Origin of the sequence: Xylophilus sp. GW821-FHT01B05 (assembly GCA_038961845.1) — a bacterium.
In the GTDB taxonomy this organism is placed as follows: Bacteria; Pseudomonadota; Gammaproteobacteria; order Burkholderiales; family Burkholderiaceae_C; genus Xylophilus.
The window spans coordinates 4919190-4936724 of the sequence record CP152408.1 but is presented as its reverse complement, the minus strand read 5'-3'; the positions used below and the strand labels follow the sequence as shown (position 1 = coordinate 4936724).

The 17535-nt window shown below is 63.8% G+C and carries 16 protein-coding genes and 1 riboswitch; of the genes, 10 read left to right on the top strand and 6 right to left on the bottom strand.

Going from position 1 to position 17535, the window contains the following annotated elements:
• Positions 1-10: 10 nt before the first annotated feature.
• From AAFF27_23090 to AAFF27_23080, 3 genes are read right to left on the bottom strand one after another with little or no spacing between them, the layout of a single operon-like run.
• The gene (locus AAFF27_23090; protein XAH22848.1) at positions 11-1885 is read right to left on the bottom strand and encodes a hypothetical protein; all 1875 of its coding nucleotides are present in this window, start codon (positions 1883-1885) and stop codon (positions 11-13) included.
• 2 nt (positions 1886-1887) lie between these two features.
• The gene (locus tag AAFF27_23085; GenBank protein ID XAH22847.1) at positions 1888-3279 is read right to left on the bottom strand and encodes a hypothetical protein; all 1392 of its coding nucleotides are present in this window, start codon (positions 3277-3279) and stop codon (positions 1888-1890) included.
• 28 nt (positions 3280-3307) lie between these two features.
• A complete protein-coding gene (locus AAFF27_23080; protein XAH22846.1) occupies positions 3308-4936 on the bottom strand; it encodes a peptide chain release factor 3 in 1629 nt (542 codons plus the stop codon).
• 134 nt (positions 4937-5070) lie between these two features.
• Positions 5071-5142: riboswitch (S-adenosyl-L-homocysteine riboswitch) on the top strand.
• 68 nt (positions 5143-5210) lie between these two features.
• Here AAFF27_23080 and ahcY point away from each other — a divergent pair.
• From ahcY to AAFF27_23055, 5 genes are all read left to right on the top strand, one after another.
• Positions 5211-6644: an adenosylhomocysteinase gene (gene ahcY, locus AAFF27_23075; GenBank protein XAH22845.1), complete on the top strand. Its 1434-nt coding sequence runs from the start codon at positions 5211-5213 to the stop codon at positions 6642-6644.
• 6 nt (positions 6645-6650) lie between these two features.
• Positions 6651-7454 (top strand): TlyA family RNA methyltransferase, encoded by an 804-nt coding sequence (locus AAFF27_23070; GenBank protein XAH22844.1) that lies wholly within the window; start codon positions 6651-6653, stop codon positions 7452-7454.
• On the top strand, positions 7451-8320 hold the full coding sequence (metF, locus tag AAFF27_23065; GenBank protein ID XAH22843.1) for a methylenetetrahydrofolate reductase [NAD(P)H]: 870 nt from the start codon (positions 7451-7453) through the stop codon (positions 8318-8320). The genes AAFF27_23070 and metF overlap by 4 nt, the downstream gene beginning before the upstream one ends.
• Positions 8321-8593: 273 nt before the next feature.
• On the top strand, positions 8594-9154 hold the full coding sequence (locus tag AAFF27_23060) for a septal ring lytic transglycosylase RlpA family protein (protein XAH22842.1): 561 nt from the start codon (positions 8594-8596) through the stop codon (positions 9152-9154).
• A gap of 72 nt (positions 9155-9226) precedes the next feature.
• Positions 9227-10270, top strand: a complete 1044-nt coding sequence (locus AAFF27_23055; protein ID XAH22841.1) for a porin — start codon at positions 9227-9229, stop codon at positions 10268-10270.
• Positions 10271-10319: 49 nt separating this feature from the next.
• Here the strand turns inward: AAFF27_23055 and AAFF27_23050 are convergent, their stop codons facing one another.
• A complete protein-coding gene (locus AAFF27_23050; GenBank protein XAH22840.1) occupies positions 10320-11246 on the bottom strand; it encodes a LysR substrate-binding domain-containing protein in 927 nt (308 codons plus the stop codon).
• Positions 11247-11389: 143 nt separating this feature from the next.
• On the opposite strand from AAFF27_23050, the gene AAFF27_23045 reads away from it, so the two are divergent.
• Entirely contained in the window at positions 11390-12205 is an 816-nt protein-coding gene (locus AAFF27_23045) for an aminotransferase class IV family protein (protein XAH22839.1), read from the top strand.
• Between the two features lie 7 nt (positions 12206-12212).
• On the opposite strand, the gene rlmJ is transcribed toward AAFF27_23045, so the two are convergent.
• A complete protein-coding gene (gene rlmJ, locus AAFF27_23040) occupies positions 12213-13109 on the bottom strand; it encodes a 23S rRNA (adenine(2030)-N(6))-methyltransferase RlmJ (protein ID XAH22838.1) in 897 nt (298 codons plus the stop codon).
• A gap of 166 nt (positions 13110-13275) precedes the next feature.
• Between rlmJ and rplM the strand changes: the two genes are divergently transcribed.
• The 4 genes from rplM (at position 13276) to mdtD (ending at position 16278) form a co-directional block, all read left to right on the top strand.
• Entirely contained in the window at positions 13276-13704 is a 429-nt protein-coding gene (rplM, locus tag AAFF27_23035; GenBank protein XAH22837.1) for a 50S ribosomal protein L13, read from the top strand.
• 10 nt (positions 13705-13714) lie between these two features.
• Positions 13715-14107: a 30S ribosomal protein S9 gene (rpsI, locus tag AAFF27_23030; GenBank protein XAH22836.1), complete on the top strand. Its 393-nt coding sequence runs from the start codon at positions 13715-13717 to the stop codon at positions 14105-14107.
• 264 nt (positions 14108-14371) lie between these two features.
• Positions 14372-14740: an iron-sulfur cluster insertion protein ErpA gene (gene erpA / locus AAFF27_23025; GenBank protein ID XAH22835.1), complete on the top strand. Its 369-nt coding sequence runs from the start codon at positions 14372-14374 to the stop codon at positions 14738-14740.
• A 95-nt stretch (positions 14741-14835) separates the two neighbouring features.
• Entirely contained in the window at positions 14836-16278 is a 1443-nt protein-coding gene (gene mdtD / locus AAFF27_23020; GenBank protein ID XAH22834.1) for a multidrug transporter subunit MdtD, read from the top strand.
• On the opposite strand, the gene AAFF27_23015 is transcribed toward mdtD, so the two are convergent.
• Positions 16275-17396, bottom strand: coding sequence for an anhydro-N-acetylmuramic acid kinase (locus tag AAFF27_23015; GenBank protein XAH22833.1), 1122 nt, complete (start codon positions 17394-17396; stop codon positions 16275-16277). The two genes, mdtD and AAFF27_23015, sit on opposite strands and share 4 nt — an antisense overlap.
• Between the last annotated feature and the right edge of the window lie 139 nt (positions 17397-17535).

The following is a 17535-nucleotide window of genomic DNA, read 5'->3' as shown; positions in this document are numbered from 1 at the left end:
CGTTGCATCGTCATTGCTTGGCGAACTCGCGGATCGCCTCGTAGAAGCGATCCGAGCCGTCCAGCTTGTTGTCCGGGCGCAATTCCATGCGGTTGACGCCGTGAATGCCACCGCCGCGAAAACGGTCGGGGATCAGCGAGAAGTAGTAGGGGCTGACAAATCGTGCGCCCGCCGCGTAGTGAACGCGCATGGCCTCCAGGTGCACGCCTGGACTCTTCCACTGCTGTGGGTTGAATTCGGGCACGCCGTAGTCGGTGATCTTGCGGTCGGCCATGAACTGGCGCATCCAGTCGCTGTTGGTGCTGCCTCCATACATGTTCAGCCCGTGCTTCCAGGGCAGGCCAGCTTCCATCGTTGCATCGACTGCGAACAGCTGCGAATTCCACGTGGAATTGATCTGAGGCACGATCTGATGGGAGTAAAGCTTGTCTGCCGGCAGACCTGCCTTCAGCGCTACATCATGAAATTTGGCCAGGAAGCCCTTGACTTGCAGGGCGCGGTACTCATCCCAGTCCCGCGCGACGGGGTTGAAGTACACGTCCTGGAGCGGCTTGGGCAGGTCCAGCCAAGAGCGCACGCCAGACAAGCCTTTGGCATCCAGGAACGATGGGGCGGACGCCATCTTGAGCGCGGCCGGTTTGTCTTGGCTGCGCGAGCCCACCACGAATTCCACCTGGGCGGCCAAGTAGCGCTTCCCGCCGGATTCGGCCACCACCTGCGCCAGATGGCGACCCGGTGCAAGTGCGCGGTAGTCCAGATCACGCCGAAAGCCGACATTGGGGCTGAGGGTGGACTCATCGGCGCGGTAAACGTCCAGGCGGTTAAGTCCTTGGTCCACGGGGCCCGCCGGCTTGCCGTCCAGGTACAGCTCCAGTTGCTTGATACGGCGCTCCGGATCCCATAGCCAGCCGGACAAAGGCAGCACACCGGCGGCGAAGGCGTCGTAGTGCTCGCCGAAGTTGTTCAGTTTGTCCTTGCGAATATCTTTTGCCGGCGCGGGTACTGCATCGAACCCGGCATACGACAGACCGGTGCGGGCATTGAACTGCTGCACTGACCCGTACTTGCCAGCCAGCCAGGTACGGAACCCTTCCACCGAGCGGGGGCTGTAGTCCGTCACCTGGACGTTCTGGAAGGCCCCCATACCGGCCTCGAAGTCGGGGAACATCTGATGCAGTTCGCCCGCCAGCGTGAACGCCACGATACGGTCCTGGGCCGCCTTGGGGAGCGCCTTGACGCGCTTGGCGACATATTCCAATGCGGCGAACCGGTACTTGTTGACGGGAATGTCCCGGTCCGCAAGCAAGGTATAGGGGACGATCTGGTAGCCGAAATAGCCTGACACGGGCGCTGTGCCGTTGGCCAGTTGCAGGAGGTTCTGCGGGTCTTGCAGCAACTCCTTGGTAATGGGGCCCTGTGAGTCGAAGTGATCGGCCGCCAGGTAAAACACCACGGGCCGCTGGATTTTGGTGATGAGCTGCAGGTAGGGGTCAAGCCGTGCAGGGTCGATCTCCCAGCCGCGCTGTGTCTTGCGGAAGAGGTCGAGTAGTTGCACGGTCAGCGTATAGCCGACCTGTACCTGGCCCTTGGCGCCGCCAGGCTCCAGCGTATCAAGCAAGCGGGACAGGGCAGGTGAAGCGTCCTGCTTGAGTTGCGCGCATTTTCTGTTGCCCGCCTCCAGTGTTGTAAGGCGCGGATCCTGCAAGGCCGCGTCACACAGCAATAGTCCTTCGACCGTGGGCGCAAGCACCAGCGGGGCGCGTGGCGGGGGGGCGGTTTGCTGGGCAAGGGCGGAAATCGAGAAAAATATGCCGATCCCCAATACCTGTGCCTTTGCCGGGAGTGAGCGGCGGACGAATGCAGAGATCAGCTGGAATGAGCCCATTTTTACTTCCGAGGATTTTTCTGGGTTGCTGAAAGGTCGGAAATAATAGGCAGCAGCACGAGCGGTAGCGTGAAAAACGGAAGCAGATACCGATACTCGCCCGCTATCGAGAAGAAGAATATTGCGCCAAGTTGCAATGCCATGGGGATGGCCACCAGCAGGGTCGGAATGCTGCGTGTTTGCAGACCTTTTCGCAAGGCCCAGGCCAATAGCGCTACTCCCAGTAGCGGGGACCATAGCAGCCAGCGCCATGTGTAGCTGAAATCATGCACGTCAGACAGGATTTTCTCGGCCGTGGACCATTGGAATGCCCTGAACTGAGATTTAGACTGGGTGGCCTTTATTACATACTCTGCGTATGCCCGCCCCGGAATGCCGCCTTGAGCAAGTGCCGAAGTCAAGAAAATATTGACGCGACTGCCCGAAAATTTTGGGATATTTTGCCAAAGATTGTAAAGAAAGAAATCTTTGACAATGGCTTTTTTGTCCTCCCTGGGGAGGGCCATTAGCTGGGGGCCATCGGGTTTGTAGATCAATGGATCCCAGTAGTCTGGATCGTAATTTGATATTACGTTATCCAGGGGGCGGAAGCGACTCAGTATCTCTACGCTTCTCGGGTGTACGCGTGGATTCTGAGTCCACAGGTTCATGGGGCGGGGTTGGAGGAAGTTGACGGTTTCAAATAGGGCAAGAGGATATAGCGTGCCATGGCTATCCTTCTTGTGAAGGCGCGAGCCAATGAGCATGAGACCGCACCAAACTACGATAATGGCGATGAGCCATCGCCTGCTGGTGCGATCCACCAGGAATGCCGTCAGGATAACCGGTGCAAGGAAAATAATGCCATTAGGCCGCACAAAGGCAGCTATGGGCAAGGTGAGCGCTATGATGCACAAGGAGGCGCCGGTTATTTTCCGGGACTTTGCCGCCAGCCATACCTCAAACAAAAGCCCTGTTGCCGCAACAGAGAAAATGGCGTCTGCGTACAAGGTGCCAATGAAAAATACCATATGCGGCGCAAGGCATATGAATATCAGTGAAAAGTAAAAGGTTTTTCTCAGATGCTGATGCCAGCACCAGGATAGTATCCGCGAGAAAACAATGGCGCAAAAGGCAAGCTGCGCCCCGATGGGGATTTCGACCAGGCGCAGCTCTTGGTAAAAGGCTTTGACGAAGTAATACCAAAATACCGGTTTTGCTGACAGATAGCTGCCAGGATTCTCGACCTCCAGCATGATGGAAAGACTGTCTTCTCCCAGCACCCCGGGCCAGAAAGTCAATAGCCACAAGCTATAAATGGTGCCTAGCAGAGTCAATACGATTCCGAAGGTCTTGAGTTCGGTCGTAGAAGGGGCGCTATGCGGAATGCCTGGATAAAGAGAGTTCTCTGCCACGTTCGGTATTTTTCTCATTGACTAAGGTCTATCCCGCCACTTGCAGCGCCAACCCTGCATGCTCCCGCAGCGGATGGAAATGGATCTTCGGAAACCGTTCCTGCGCCAGCCGCACGTCGTAGGGCGAGGTGCATAGGTAGGCCAGCGTATTGGCCGCGTCATGCGCCATGCGCAGCGGGTAGGCGTCGGTGAAGGCGCGCAGTTCGGCGGGGGTGTCGGCGGTGATCCAGCGGGCGCCGGTGTACTGGCAGCCTTCCAGGCGCACGTCGGCGTCGTACTCGGCTTTCAGCCGGTGCTGCACCACTTCAAACTGCAGTTGCCCGACGGCGCCCAGCAGCATTGCGCCGCCGGCGTCAGGCTTGAAGACCTGGATCGCGCCTTCCTCGCCCAACTGGGCCAGGCCTTGCTGCAACTGCTTGGTGCGCAGCGGGTTCTTCAGGATCACGGTCATGAACAGTTCCGGCGCGAAGAAGGGCAGGCCGGTGAACTGCAGGCTGGCGCCGTCGGTGATGGTGTCGCCCAACTGCACGCCGCCGTGGGTGGTAAAGCCGATGATGTCGCCGGCGTAGGCTTCTTCCACCGCCTCGCGGCGCTGGCTCATGAAGGTGACGACCGAGGTCGGCCGCAGTTCCTTGGCGGTGCGCTGTACCCGCAGCTTCATGCCCGGCGTGTACTTGCCCGAGGCCATGCGCACGAAGGCGATGCGGTCGCGGTGGTTGGCGTCCATGTTGGCCTGCACCTTGAACACCACGCCGGCAAAGTCCTTGTCTTCGGGCTGGATCTCTTTCACCACCGGCTGGCGGTTGACCAGCGTGGAGCTGGTGCGCGATTGGGGCGAGGGCGCCAGGTCGACCAGCGCATCCAGCACTTCCATCACACCGAAGTTGTTCACGCCAGAGCCGAAGAACACCGGCGTCTGCTTGCCGGCGAGGAAGGCCTCGCGGTCCCAGGCGGGCGAGGCGCCGGCGGCCAGCTCCATGCTTTGCTCAGACGTCTCGAACTCATGGCCAAAGCGTTGCAGCAGCGTGGCGCGGTCGGTCAGCGGAATCGTCTCGAACTCTTGCGGCAGGCGCTCTTTGCCCGAGTCGAACACCGTCATGGCCTGCGTGCGCAGGTTGACGATGCCGCCAAAGTTCTTGCCTTGGCCCACCGGCCAGGTCATGGGCACGCAGGGCATGCCCAGTTCGCGCTCGATCTCGTCCAGGATGTCCAGCGGCTCGCGCACCTCGCGGTCCATCTTGTTGACGAAGGTGATGATGGGCGTATCGCGCTGGCGGCAGACCTCGATCAGGCGGCGCGTCTGCGCTTCCACGCCGTTGGCCGCGTCGATCACCATCAGGGCCGAGTCAACCGCGGTCAGCACGCGGTAGGTGTCCTCAGAGAAGTCCTTGTGGCCGGGCGTGTCGAGCAGGTTGATGACGTGGTCGCGGTACAGCATCTGCATGACCGACGAGGCCACCGAGATGCCGCGCTGCTTTTCGATCTCCATCCAGTCGGAGGTGGCATGGCGCGAGGCCTTGCGCGCCTTGACCGAGCCGGCGATCTGGATCGCGCCCGAGAACAGCAGCAGCTTTTCGGTCAGCGTGGTCTTGCCGGCGTCAGGGTGGGAAATGATGGCAAAGGTGCGGCGGCGGCGGGTTTCAGAGACGAAGGACAAAGCAGTTTTCCAGGCGAAAGGGTCGAAGCGCCAGGGGAGGCCGGCGCATGCAATGGCCGGTATTTTCCGGTATTGCGAGGGTGACCTTGCACGGCGGTGCGGTGGCGCGGATTTGGCCTGCGCTAAAATCCGCCGCTTCCGAGGAGCGTTGCAGCGCCATCTAGGGCGTGAGGCTCGGAACCTAACCGCAACGACGCTCGCCCACGTTCCGTGTGCCCGAGCGCTTTCCCGCCCCACAGGAGCGTGGTCATCCAACCCAATTTTGGAGCCGACCATGAACGCCGTCCTCAAGCCCTCCGCCTCTGCCGACCAGGCCATCGCCGACATCACCCTCGCTGCCTGGGGCCGCAAGGAAATTCGCATTGCCGAGACCGAAATGCCCGGTCTGATGGCGATCCGCGAAGAATTCACCAAGAGCCAGCCGCTGAAGGGCGCGCGCATCACCGGTTCGATCCACATGACGATCCAGACCGCCGTGCTGATCGAGACCCTGCAGGCCCTGGGCGCCAGCGTGCGCTGGGCGTCGTGCAACATCTTCTCGACCCAGGACCACGCCGCCGCCGCCATCGCCGCTGCCGGCACGCCGGTGTTCGCGGTCAAGGGCGAGTCGCTGGAAGACTACTGGGACTACACCCACAGCATCTTCGACTTCGGTGCCAAGGGCACGCCGGGCGAAGGCCCGAACATGATCCTGGACGACGGCGGCGACGCCACGCTGCTGATGCACCTGGGCCAGAAGGCCGAGAAGGACCAGAGCGTGCTGGCCAACCCGACCAGCGAAGAAGAACGCATCCTCTACGCCGCCATCAAGGCCAAGCTGGCCGTTGACGGCACCTGGTACACCCGCAAGTCGGCCGAGATCATTGGCGTGACCGAAGAAACCACCACTGGCGTGCACCGCCTGAACGAGATGGCCGCCAAGGGCACGCTGCTGTTCCGTGCCATCAACGTGAACGACTCGGTCACCAAGAGCAAGTTCGACAACCTGTACGGCTGCCGTGAATCGCTGGTGGACGGCATCAAGCGCGCGACCGACGTGATGATCGCCGGCAAGGTGGCTTGCGTGGCCGGCTACGGCGACGTGGGCAAGGGCTCGGCCCAGGCGCTGCGCGCGCTGTCGGCGCAAGTCTGGGTGACCGAGATCGACCCGATCAACGCCCTGCAGGCCGCCATGGAAGGCTACAAGGTCGTCACCATGGAATACGCCGCCGACAAGGCCGACATCTTCGTGACCACCACCGGCAACAAGGACGTGATCCGCCACGAGCACATGGCCGCCATGAAGGACCAGGCCATCGTCTGCAACATCGGCCACTTCGACAACGAGATCGACGTTGCCTCGATCGAGAAGTACGAGTGGGAAGAGATCAAGCCCCAGGTCGACCACATCACCTTCCCCGACGGCAAGAAGATCATCCTGCTGGCCAAGGGCCGCCTGGTGAACCTGGGCTGCGGCACGGGCCACCCGAGCTTTGTGATGTCGTCTTCCTTCGCCAACCAGACCATCGCCCAGATCGAGCTGTTCACCAAGCAAGACGTGTATCAGGCCGGCAAGGTCTATGTGCTGCCCAAGCATCTGGACGAGAAGGTCGCGCGCCTGCACCTGAAGAAGGTCGGCGCCATGCTGACCGAGCTCACCGACACGCAGGCCGCCTACATCGGCGTGTCCAAGCAGGGCCCGTACAAGCCCGACACCTACCGTTACTAAGCATCTGTGCGCGCAGATCAACTGTTGGTAGAGCGCGGCATGGCCGCCTCGCGTTCGCAGGCGGTCCGGCTGATTGCCGGTGGCCTGCGCTGGCGCGAGGCCGGCAGTGCCGACGCCTGGCGCGTCGTCGGCAAGAACCGCGACGACATCCCTGAAGCCGCCGAGCTGGAGTTGCTCGACGCGGCCGAGTCGCGCTACGTGTCGCGCGGCGGCCTCAAGCTCGAAGGCGGGCTGAAGGCGGCCGGCATTGCGGTAGCCGGCAAGCTGTGCCTGGACGTTGGCCAATCCACCGGCGGCTTTACCGACTGCCTGCTGCAGCAAGATGCCTTGCACGTGGTGGGCGTGGACGTGGGCTATGGCCAGCTGCATGCCCGCTTGCGTGACGACGAGCGCGTGACCGCGTTGGAGAAAATCAACGCGCGCAGCCTGAGTGCTACTGATTTTGTGGCTTATAGCCCAGGTGCAGCCTGGGTTTCAGGCACTTTTTCTTTAAATTCCGAGACGCGCTTCGACCTGGTGGTCGGCGACCTGTCCTTTATCTCGCAAACGCTGGTGCTGCCGGCGCTGGTGCCGCTGATGGCGGCCGATGCCGACCTGCTGATGCTGGTCAAGCCGCAGTTCGAGCTGCAGCCCGGCCAGGTCGGCAAGGGCGGCATCGTGCGCGATCCGGCAATGTACGAGGTGGTGGAGGCGCGCCTGCGCGCCACCTGCGATGAGCTGGGCCTGGTGATCCAGCGGTGGTTCGACAGCCCGATCGAGGGCGGCGACGGCAACCGCGAGTTCTTTATGCATGCAAGGAGGGCGGCATGACCGCTTCCACCTCTGTTTCTGTTTCCTCGTCCTCACCCCAGTCGGCATCGCTGCCGGTGAGTTTCGAGTTCTTCCCGCCCAAGACGCCCGAGGGCGTTATCAAGCTGCGCGCCGTGCGCCAGGCGCTGTATGCGCGGGTGCCGGAGTTCTGCTCGGTCACCTACGGTGCCGGCGGCTCCACGCAAGAAGGCACCTTCAGCACGGTGCGCGAGATCCTGGGCGAGGGCGTCGAGGCCGCCGCGCACTTCTCGTGCATCGGCGCCACGCGCGAATCCGTGCGGGCCGAGCTGGCCACGCTGGCGCAAATGGGCGTCAAGCGCCTGGTCGCGCTGCGCGGCGATCTGCCTAGCGGCTATGGCACGGGTGGCGAGTTCGTCTACGCCAGTGACCTGGTCGCCTTTATCCGCGCCGAGACGGGTAGCAGCTTTCGTATCGAAGTGGCCGCCTACCCTGAAGTGCATCCGCAGGCGCGCTCGCCGGCCACGGATCTGCAGGCCTTCGTCGCCAAGGTGCAGGCCGGGGCCGATGCGGCGATCACGCAGTACTTCTATAACGCCGACGCCTACTTCCGCTTTGTCGACGACATCAGCGCGCTGGGGCTGACCGTGCCCGTGGTGCCCGGCATCATGCCGATCACCAGCTCGACCCAACTGATGCGTTTCTCGGATGCCTGCGGCGCCGAGATCCCGCGCTGGATTCGGCTGCGGCTGCAGTCCTTCGGCGACGACGTGGCATCGATCCGCGCCTTTGGCCTGGACGTGGTGGCCGACCTCTGCGCCCAGTTGCGCGCCGGTGGCGCACCGGCGCTGCACTTCTACACCATGAACCAGTCGCAGGCCACTTTGGCGCTGCTGGATCGGCTCTAAGAACGTGTCTACGATCTGTATGGGGATCGCGTTGGAGTGCAATCGGGATGAGTGGGCGGCCCAGTCTGCGCCGCATGGGCTCGTGCCCATGCAAGCAGATGGGGCGCTCAATCGCCCGATTTCACTCCAACCCTTCGGGCAAGTGTCTTTGCGGGCGGTCTGCGGCGTTGCGGCGCTTGCCAAAGCCCAAGCTATTGGCTGCGTACCGCGCCTTGCATCCCATCCCGCAAAGACACTTGCGCGACCCCATAGAGATCGTAGGCACGTTCTCCTATGAAAGCGCGGCTGCGCACCTGGATGCTCGCGGGGCCGCTGGCCCTGGGCTTGGCTGCTTGCGCGCCGCTGCCAAGGCAGGATGAGACGCTGCCGGCGCCCGTCGCCGCGCCGCTGCAGCCGCTGGCCCACACACGCGACACGCCAGCGCGCGCGCCTGCATCCGCGGTCGCGCCGGTCACCGCGCCGCCCGTGTCCGAGGAAGAGCCCGAGGCCGGGGAGGAAATCGACCGCGGCGGCGCCTCCTGGTACGGCGGCCGCTTCCACAACCGGCGCACCGCCAGCGGCGAGCGTTTTGACATGACGGCGCTGACAGCCGCGCACCGCAGCCTGCCGTTCGGCACCCTGGTCTGCGTGCGCAGCCTGGTCAATGACCGTACCGTGGTGGTGCGCATCAACGACCGGGGGCCGTGGGCCCGGCAGCGCATCATCGACCTGAGCCGCGCTGCCGCCCAGGCGTTGGACATGGTCGGTATGGGCGTCAAGCAGGTGGTGCTCAGCCGGCCCTCCGCAGCAGGCGAATGTGTTCACAAAAATGGGGATGACGTGACGTCTGGCTGAAAGGCCGTGCGGTAGGCATGGGATTTGCAAGACCAAATGGTCAAACTCCCAACCTACCCAGGAACCTACTCCATGAAGAAATCCCTGATCGCCTTTGGTGCCCTGCTGGCTTTAGCGGGCACCGTACAGGCGCAAAGCTCTGTAACACTCACCGGCCTGATGGATGCCTACGTCGGCACCACGCGCATGGCAGGCGATTCCGGGCGCACCAATGTTGTTGGCAGTGGCGGCATGACCACCTCTTGGTGGGGCATCAAGGGTACCGAGGACCTGGGTGGCGGCCTCAGCGCAAACTTCCTGGTCACCTCCTTCCTGCGCGCCGACACTGGCTCTCCTGGTCGTTTCGGTGGTGACCCGTTCTTTTCTCGTGACGCCAGCGTTGGTTTGGGCGGCGCCTTCGGCAATGTGCAATTGGGCCGTGGCATGGCGCCCAACTTCCTGCCCACCATCATCGTCAACCCCTTCGGTGACTCCTTCAATTTCTCGCCGCTGGTGCTGCACGCCAACGTCACCACCACCGGCTGGGCCACCTCGACCACGCCGGCTGACACCGGATGGAGCAATGAGGTCGTCTACACCACGCCCAGCTTTGGCGGTTTGAAGGCCAACCTGCACTACCAGTTTGGTGAGCAGGGCAGCAGCAGCGGCAACGGCAGCAAGAGCAACGTCGGTATCAACGCGCTGTACTTCGGCGGCCCGCTGACCCTGGTCGGCTTCTACGAGCGCGACCAGATCTCCAACCCGGTCAACCCCAGCGTCATCACCACCGGCGGCGTGCCCGACACCAAGAAGGACTGGATGCTGGGCGGCGCCTATGACGCAGGCTTCCTCAAGGCCTTCCTGACCTATGGCCAGTCCAAGGCCGACATCGCCGACTACACGGGCAAGACCACCTCGCTGGGCTTGGACGTGCCCCTGGGCGGCGGCTCGGTCAAGGCAGCCGTTGCCCGCACCGAGGTGTCCGGCACCTACAACGGCACCCGCACCACGGGCACGCTGGGCTATGACTACTTCCTGTCCAAGCGCACCGACGTCTACGCCATGGTCATGCGCGACAACGTCACGGCACTGACCGGCGGCACCAGCGCTGGCGTGGGCATTCGCCACCGCTTCTGACGCGGCGCTGCGCCCATCTAAAAAGGAGGCCACGGCCTCCTTTTTTGTTTCAGGCAGGCGAAGTCGGCTGCCCCGCCTGCTGGAGCATCCACGCTCGAAACGCGAGGATGCGCGGGTCCTGGCTGCTGCTTTGCGGGTAGACCAGGTGGTAGGCGTAGTCTGGCGCCACACGCACGCTGACATCGAACAGCCGCACCAACCGGCCTTGCGCCAGGTCCTTGCCGATCATGTCTAGGTCAGCCAGGCCTACGGCCGCGCCGTCGAGCACGGCCTGCACGACGTAGCTTGAATCCGAGAAGCCGATGCACCTGCTGTCGTCGAAGTCCTCAATGCCGGCGGCAGCCATCCACATGCGCCAGTGGGGCCAGACCATGCCATCTGTCTTCCAGTCCACGTAGCAGAGCGTGTGCTGGAGCAGGTCGCGCGGCTCTTCCAGCCTGGGGCCGGTTTCGAGCAGCCGCGGGCTGCAGACCGGAGCCACCACCGTGTCGAACAGCCGCTCTGAGCACACGTGTGTGTCATTCCCGGTGCCAAAGCGGATCGCCACATCGACATCGTCGGCGTCGAAGTCCCGTATCTGATCGGAGATATCGAAGGTCAGCTCCAGGTCTGGATGTGCGGCCCTGAACTCTGGCAGCCGGGGCAGCAGCCAGTTCGTGGCAAACCGTGCGCTCAGCGAAACGCGCAGATGCGCCGCCCCGCGGGCCATGCGCCGGGCGCGGCTGGCGGCGCGCTGCAAGCCGTCCAGTGCGTCGGCGGCAGCCTCGAGCAGCACGGCGCCGGCGGGCGTGAGCTGAATGCTGCGGCTGGTGCGGGTGAACAGCAGCATGCCCAGCTGATCCTCGAACTCCTTGATCTGGTAGCTGACCGCCGCCGGCGTCAAACCCAACTCGTTGGCCGCGCGGGTGAAGTTCAAGTGCCGCCCGGCGGCCTCCAGGGTCCTGAGTGCCCGTGTTCCAGGCAGCATGCGTGTCATTGATCTTCAAGCAATATTTGATGATTTATTGAAAAGTACTAGTTTTTCAATGGCAGATCAACAAGAGATAGTTGTGCAACTTAATGATTGCACTGCCCGGCAGGCGATCACGGCACCACAACCCAAACCCTCGGAGTGAATACATGCCTGCTGGCCCGACTTCTTTTGTTGTTCAACGCAATGGCAGACCGGCCACCGCGGAAGACTTGGCTCCGCTCGCCTTTGCGGGCTATGCGCACTTCAGCGCCATGCAGGTGCGCGGGGGCCAAGTCAGGGGCCTGGACCTGCATCTGGAGCGTTTGCGGTCTGCCTCGGTGGAGCTGTTCGGCCAGGCACTGCCCGACGCCAGCGTGCGCGCCTATCTGCGGGCGGCGCTGGAGGCCGGCCCGGCGGATCTCTCACTGGTGGTCACGGTGTACTCGCCGGCGGGGGAATTCACCGTGGCCGGCGCCGATGTGCTGCCCGAGGTCCTGGTGCGCACCGGTCCGGCCGCATCCGGCCCGGCGGGCCCGTTGGCATTGGCGGTGATCGAGCACGAACGGGTGCTCCCAGCCGTGAAGCATGTCGGCGAGGTGGCCAAGACCTATTTCCTGCGCCAGGCTGTCGGGCAGGGCTTCGACGATGTCGCTTTTGTGGATCGCCAAGGGCGGCTCAGCGAAGGCTCGATCTGGAACCTGGCTTTCTGGGATGGCGAGGCCGTGGTCTGGCCCATGGCCGAGATGCTGGGCGGGACCACGATGGGCATCGTTCGCCGGCAGCTGGATCGTCTCGGCGTTCCCCAGCGTGTTCAGGCGCTGACGCTTGCAGACCTGCCGACGCTGGCCGGCGCCGTGGTCATGAACTCATGGACGCCGGGTGTGGCGGTGCACCGGATCGGCTCCATGCCCCTGCCGCTGGCGCCATCCTTTCAGGCATTGCTGCACCGGGCCTACCAGGCCGAGGCGCTGACCTCGCCTTGAAGATGGCTTAACCGCCGGATTCCAGCGTAAAAGCCGCGTGCCGGTCCTGGCCCAGCGCCGTCACCATTTGCGGCAGCGCGGGGGCCAGCGCTGCCTTCAGCGTGTGTGGCGGGTTCACCACGAACATGCCGCTGGCTGGCAGCCCGGGCCGCTTGGCGCCTTCGCCGGCCACCGCGGCGCTGGCCATCTTGGAGGATTTCACCGTCAGCGTGGCATGCAGCCAGGGCTTGCCGGCCTGCGTGGCCAGCGTGCGCAGCCGCCGTGGCAGGTCGTGTGCCTCGGGGCGGGCGATCAGCGGGTACCACACGGCATAGGTGCCGGTGGCAAAGCGCTTCAGGCTGTCGGCCACCAGGGCCGCTACCCGGGCGTAGTCTTGCTTGAGCTCGTAGCTTGGGTCGCACAGCACCAGGGCGCGGCGCGCGGGCGGCGGTATGAACTTCTTCACGCCCTCAAAGCCATCTTCGTTCAGCACCGCAATCTGCCGGCCGGCTTCGAGCTGCGCGATGTTGCCCGACAGCGCCCGCGCATCGGTCGGGTGCAGCTCGAACAGCTTGAGCCGGTCATGCGAGCGCAGCAGGCGCTCCAGCAAGAAAGGCGAGCCCGGGTAGACCTTGGGGTTGGCGCCGCTGGGGTTGAAGCTTTTCACCAAATCCAGGTAGGCCTGCAACGCCGGTGCGCAGTCGGCAGGGGCCTTGCCGTAGAGGCGAAAAATGCCTTCCAGCGCCTCGCCACTCTTGGTGGCATAGTCGCCGTCCAGGCGGTACAGCCCCGCGCCCGCATGGGTGTCGAGCACCGTCAGCGCCGCCTCCTTTTGCACAAGGTGGTCGAGGATGGCAATCAGCGTCGTGTGCTTGAGCACATCGGCGTGATTGCCCGCATGGAAGGCGTGGCGGTAGCTGAACATAGCCCCTATGGTAAGCGGCCTTGCCGGCCAGGGTGAAAACTTCCTATAATGGAAGGCTTCGCAGCGCTTACTTGGCCCCGCGGCGAGGTTTATCCCCACCTAAGAGGTTTCCTTCAGAGAAACACCGACCGTGGAAAAGGGCCTGCTCACTCGAAAGCTTTCAGCAATGTCTACATTCAGCGCAAAACCCGCTGACGTGGTGCACGAGTGGTTTGTGATTGACGCGACCGACAAGGTCCTCGGCCGGGTAGCCAGCGAAGTTGCCCTCCGTCTGCGCGGCAAGCACAAAGCCATTTATACGCCTCACGTCGATACCGGCGATTTCATCGTCATCGTCAACGCCGCCCGCCTCAAGGTGACCGGCGCCAAGTCGACCGACAAGGTGTACTACCGCCACTCGGGCTATCCCGGCGGCATCTCGGCTACCAACTTCCGTGACATGCAGGCCAAGCACCCTGGCCGCGCACTCGAGAAGGCTGTCAAGGGCATGCTGCCCAAGGGCCCGCTCGGCTACGCCATGATCAAGAAGCTCAAGGTCTACGGTGGCGCGGAACATCCGCACACCGCTCAACAGCCGCAAGTGCTGGAACTCTGAGGAGCCGAGAATGATTGGTGAATGGAACAATGGCACCGGCCGTCGCAAATCCAGCGTCGCCCGCGTGTTTCTGAAAAAGGGTACCGGCAAGATCACGGTCAACGGCAAGGACGTACAAGAGTACTTCGGCCGCGAAACCTCGATCATGATTGCCAAGCAACCGCTCGTGCTGACCAACCACGTCGAAACCTTCGACGTCCAGGTCAATGTGCACGGCGGCGGTGAATCCGGCCAGGCCGGTGCCACCCGCCACGGCATCACCCGCGCCCTGATCGACTACGACGCAACGCTCAAGCCCGCACTGAGCCAAGCCGGCTTCGTGACCCGCGATGCACGTGAAGTCGAACGTAAGAAGGTCGGCCTGCACTCTGCACGTCGCCGCAAGCAATTCTCGAAGCGCTGATCTTTGCTACTGCGGACCTGCATGGCCGCGTTGCAAATCCTCGCAAGGCGCAAGCCTTGCTCCGGTTTGCGCCTTGCCCTGCAGGCCCTCGCTACGCAAATCTCAGCACTTCGTTTGCTGCCCAAACCGCCCTCGTGGCGGTTTTGTTTTTTGTTGCATCGCCCTGTTGGCCGTACCGGCAAAAACCGCGGGGCGGCTTGTTTTTGCGCTTTGCGCTAGCATATTCCCCTTGCGTCCCCCCGCACATCCCACCGGAGTCCCGCCATGAGCGCTGTCGCTGAAATCATCCAGACCGAAGAAATGCCCGTGCCTATCCTGTTCACCGACAGCGCGGCCGCCAAGGTGGCCGACCTGATCGCCGAGGAGGGCAACCCCGACCTGAAGCTGCGTGTTTTCGTGCAGGGCGGTGGTTGCTCGGGCTTCCAGTACGGCTTTACGTTCGACGAAATCACCAACGAGGACGACACCACCATGACCAAGAATGGCGTGTCCCTGCTGATCGACGCCATGAGCTACCAGTACCTGGTGGGTGCCGAGATCGACTACAAGGAAGACCTGCAGGGCGCGCAGTTCGTGATCAAGAACCCGAACGCCACCACCACCTGCGGTTGTGGCTCCAGCTTCTCGGCCTGAATTCCCCTGCGAGCGTGCGCTGCTTCGCACACCGCCGACAAGCCGCCTCCGGGCGGCTTTTTCGTTTTCGCGTTCTTTTTGACTGACCTGACTCGATGAATCGCCTGTCGAACCCTGCCTCCTCCGGGACCCCGCTGCTCTGGCTGGTGGCTGTGGGCTTTTTCATGCAGACGCTGGATGCGACCATCGTCAACACCGCCTTGCCCGCCATGGCCAGCAGCCTGGGCGAGAGCCCTCTGCGCATGCAGTCGGTGGTGGTGGTGTATTCGCTCACCATGGCCATGCTGATCCCGGCCTCGGGCTGGGTGGCTGACCGCTTTGGCACCCGGCGCGTGTTCTTCAGCGCCATTCTGTTGTTCGCCCTGGGCTCATTGTTCTGCGCCGTGTCGCAGAACCTGAGTCAGCTCGTTGCCTCGCGCGTGCTACAGGGCCTGGGTGGCGCCTTGCTGCTGCCGGTGGGCCGCCTGGCGGTTCTGCGGGCTTTCCCGCGCGAGCAGTTTCTGCGTGCCATCAGCTTTGTTGCCGTGCCGGGCCTGATCGGCCCGCTGCTGGGGCCGACGCTGGGCGGCTGGCTGGTGCAGTACGTGTCCTGGCACTGGATCTTCCTGATCAATCTGCCGGTGGCGCTGGTGGGTTGTATTGCCACGCTGCGCTATATGCCCGAAGGGCGCAGCATGGTGATGGCGCGCTTCGACCTGGGTGGCTACGGCTTGCTGGCCTTTGGCATGGTGGCGATATCGCTGTCGCTCGACGGCTTGTCGGAGCTGGGCCTGCGGCAGGCGACCGTGGTGCTGCTGCTGATATTCGGGCTGGCGAGTCTGGCGGCCTATTGGTTGCATGCACTGCGCCGGCCAGACCCGCTGTTTGCGCCGGAGCTGTTCTCGGTCGCCTCGCTGCGGGTGGGCCTGTTGGGCAATCTGTTTGCGCGTATCGGCAGCAGTTGCATGCCCTTCCTGATCCCGTTGCTGTTGCAGGTCAGCATGGGCTATTCGCCGTCGCAGGCCGGGATGATGCTGCTGCCTGTGGCGTTGGCCGGCATGGCGGCCAAACCGGTGGTCACGCGCCTGGTGGCCCGTATTGGCTATCGGCGCATGCTGGTGGGCAATACCGCGATGGTCGGGCTCATCATGACCAGTTTTGCCCTGGTGTCGCTGGACCAGCCGCTGTGGCTGCGCATCGTGCAGTTGGCCTGCTTTGGCGCGGTCAACTCGATGCAGTTCACGGCCATGAACACGGTCACGCTCAAGGACCTGGAAGGCGGCATGGCCAGCAGCGGCAACAGCCTGCTGTCGATGGTGCAGATGCTGGCAATGGGGTTGGGTGTGGCGGCGGCAGGCGCGGTGCTGGCCGGGTTTGGCAGCTACTTTGGCGCTGACGCGACGGGTGGCCACACCTTGCCGGCGTTCCGGGCCACGTTTGCCACGATGGGCCTGATGACCTTGGCGGCTTCCGCCATCTTCTGGCAGCTGACGCCTGATCCCGAAGGCATCCCGGCCAAGCTGGTGCCCGTGGAGACGGACGCCGTAGAGAACGTCTAGGCCGGGTAGATCGCGCCCAGGATGCGCGGCCCCCGGGCGCCTGTAACGGCGGCCAGGCTGGCCGTGCGGCGCTCTACCGTGCGATGGGCCAGCCAGGCAAAGGCGGTGGCCTCCACCTGCAGCGGCGGCAATCCGGCTTGCGCGGATGACAGCACCTGCACCCCGGGCAGGGCGGCCGCCAGCCCGCGCATGAGGGCGCTGTTCAAGGCGCCACCACCGCAGACGATCAACTGCTGGCTGCCCTGGCCGTAGCGCAGCAGCGCCTCTGCGCAGGTCTGTACGGTGAGGGCGGTAAGCGTTGCCTGCACGTCTTCGGGCCGTGCCGCGCTGTGCGGCGCCAGGTGGGCCGCCAGCCATTCGGCATTGAACAGGTCACGGCCGGTGCTGCGTGGCGGCGTGCGGGCAAAGAAGGGCTCGGCCTTGAGGGTGTCCAGCAGCGCTGGCAGTACGCGGCCCGTGGCGCCCCAGGCACCGTCGGTATCGAAGGCCTGACCGGTGTGCTGCTGGCACCAGTGGTCCAGCAGGGCATTGCCGGGCCCGCAATCGAAGCCGGTGGTGTTGACGCCCGCCGCAGGCAGCACGCTGAGGTTCGAGATGCCGCCGATATTGAGCACGGCGACCGTCGCATCCGCACGCCCGAACCAGCCCTGGTGAAAAGCCGGCACCAGCGGCGCACCTTGGCCGCCGGCGGCCAGATCGCGGCTGCGGAAATCCGCCACCACGTCGATGCCGGTGAGCTCGGCAAGCAGTGAGGGGTTTTGCAACTGCAATGTATAGCCCGTGCCATCGAACTCCAGCGGCCGATGCCGCACGGTCTGGCCGTGGGCGCCAATGGCGCGTACAGAGCTTGCTGGCAGTCCGGCGGCGGTCAGCAAGGCTGTAACCACTTCCGCGTAGACCCGCGACAAGCCATTGCCAGCAAGCGCGGCACGGTGCAGTTCGTCAGGGCCGCTGCGGTTCAGGGCCAGCAACTCAGCCCGCAAGGCCGCCGGAAACGGCGCCGTGGCATGTCGCAGCACCCGCGCCCCAGCGCCATCCGCCGGAAACTCCGCCAGCACCCCGTCCACACCATCGAGGGATGTGCCGGACATCAATCCGATGTAGCAAGGCGTGTGCATCACTACTTACTGTGCCAGATAGCGGCCATCCCAAGAACACCGTGGATCCGGCTTTGCCGGTCCACCGGTGTTGCCCCCGGAAGGGGGTTGGCGGAGACACGAAGTGCGCAGCCTGGGGGTGAACCTAGTACACCCCGGA

What these genes read in the sequence shown, in the direction of transcription:
- rplM (XAH22837.1), top strand. Translation starts at nt 13,276, where the DNA reads ATGTCTACATTCAGCGCAAAACCCGCTGACGTGGTGCACGAGTGGTTT.
- mdtD (XAH22834.1), top strand. Translation starts at nt 14,836, where the DNA reads ATGAATCGCCTGTCGAACCCTGCCTCCTCCGGGACCCCGCTGCTCTGG.
- AAFF27_23090 (XAH22848.1), bottom strand. Translation starts at nt 1,885, where the DNA reads ATGGGCTCATTCCAGCTGATCTCTGCATTCGTCCGCCGCTCACTCCCG.
- metF (XAH22843.1), top strand. Translation starts at nt 7,451, where the DNA reads ATGACCGCTTCCACCTCTGTTTCTGTTTCCTCGTCCTCACCCCAGTCG.
- ahcY (XAH22845.1), top strand. Translation starts at nt 5,211, where the DNA reads ATGAACGCCGTCCTCAAGCCCTCCGCCTCTGCCGACCAGGCCATCGCC.
- rpsI (XAH22836.1), top strand. Translation starts at nt 13,715, where the DNA reads ATGATTGGTGAATGGAACAATGGCACCGGCCGTCGCAAATCCAGCGTC.
- rlmJ (XAH22838.1), bottom strand. Translation starts at nt 13,109, where the DNA reads ATGTTCAGCTACCGCCACGCCTTCCATGCGGGCAATCACGCCGATGTG.
- AAFF27_23015 (XAH22833.1), bottom strand. Translation starts at nt 17,396, where the DNA reads ATGCACACGCCTTGCTACATCGGATTGATGTCCGGCACATCCCTCGAT.
- AAFF27_23050 (XAH22840.1), bottom strand. Translation starts at nt 11,246, where the DNA reads ATGACACGCATGCTGCCTGGAACACGGGCACTCAGGACCCTGGAGGCC.
- AAFF27_23060 (XAH22842.1), top strand. Translation starts at nt 8,594, where the DNA reads ATGAAAGCGCGGCTGCGCACCTGGATGCTCGCGGGGCCGCTGGCCCTG.
- erpA (XAH22835.1), top strand. Translation starts at nt 14,372, where the DNA reads ATGAGCGCTGTCGCTGAAATCATCCAGACCGAAGAAATGCCCGTGCCT.
- AAFF27_23045 (XAH22839.1), top strand. Translation starts at nt 11,390, where the DNA reads ATGCCTGCTGGCCCGACTTCTTTTGTTGTTCAACGCAATGGCAGACCG.
- AAFF27_23055 (XAH22841.1), top strand. Translation starts at nt 9,227, where the DNA reads ATGAAGAAATCCCTGATCGCCTTTGGTGCCCTGCTGGCTTTAGCGGGC.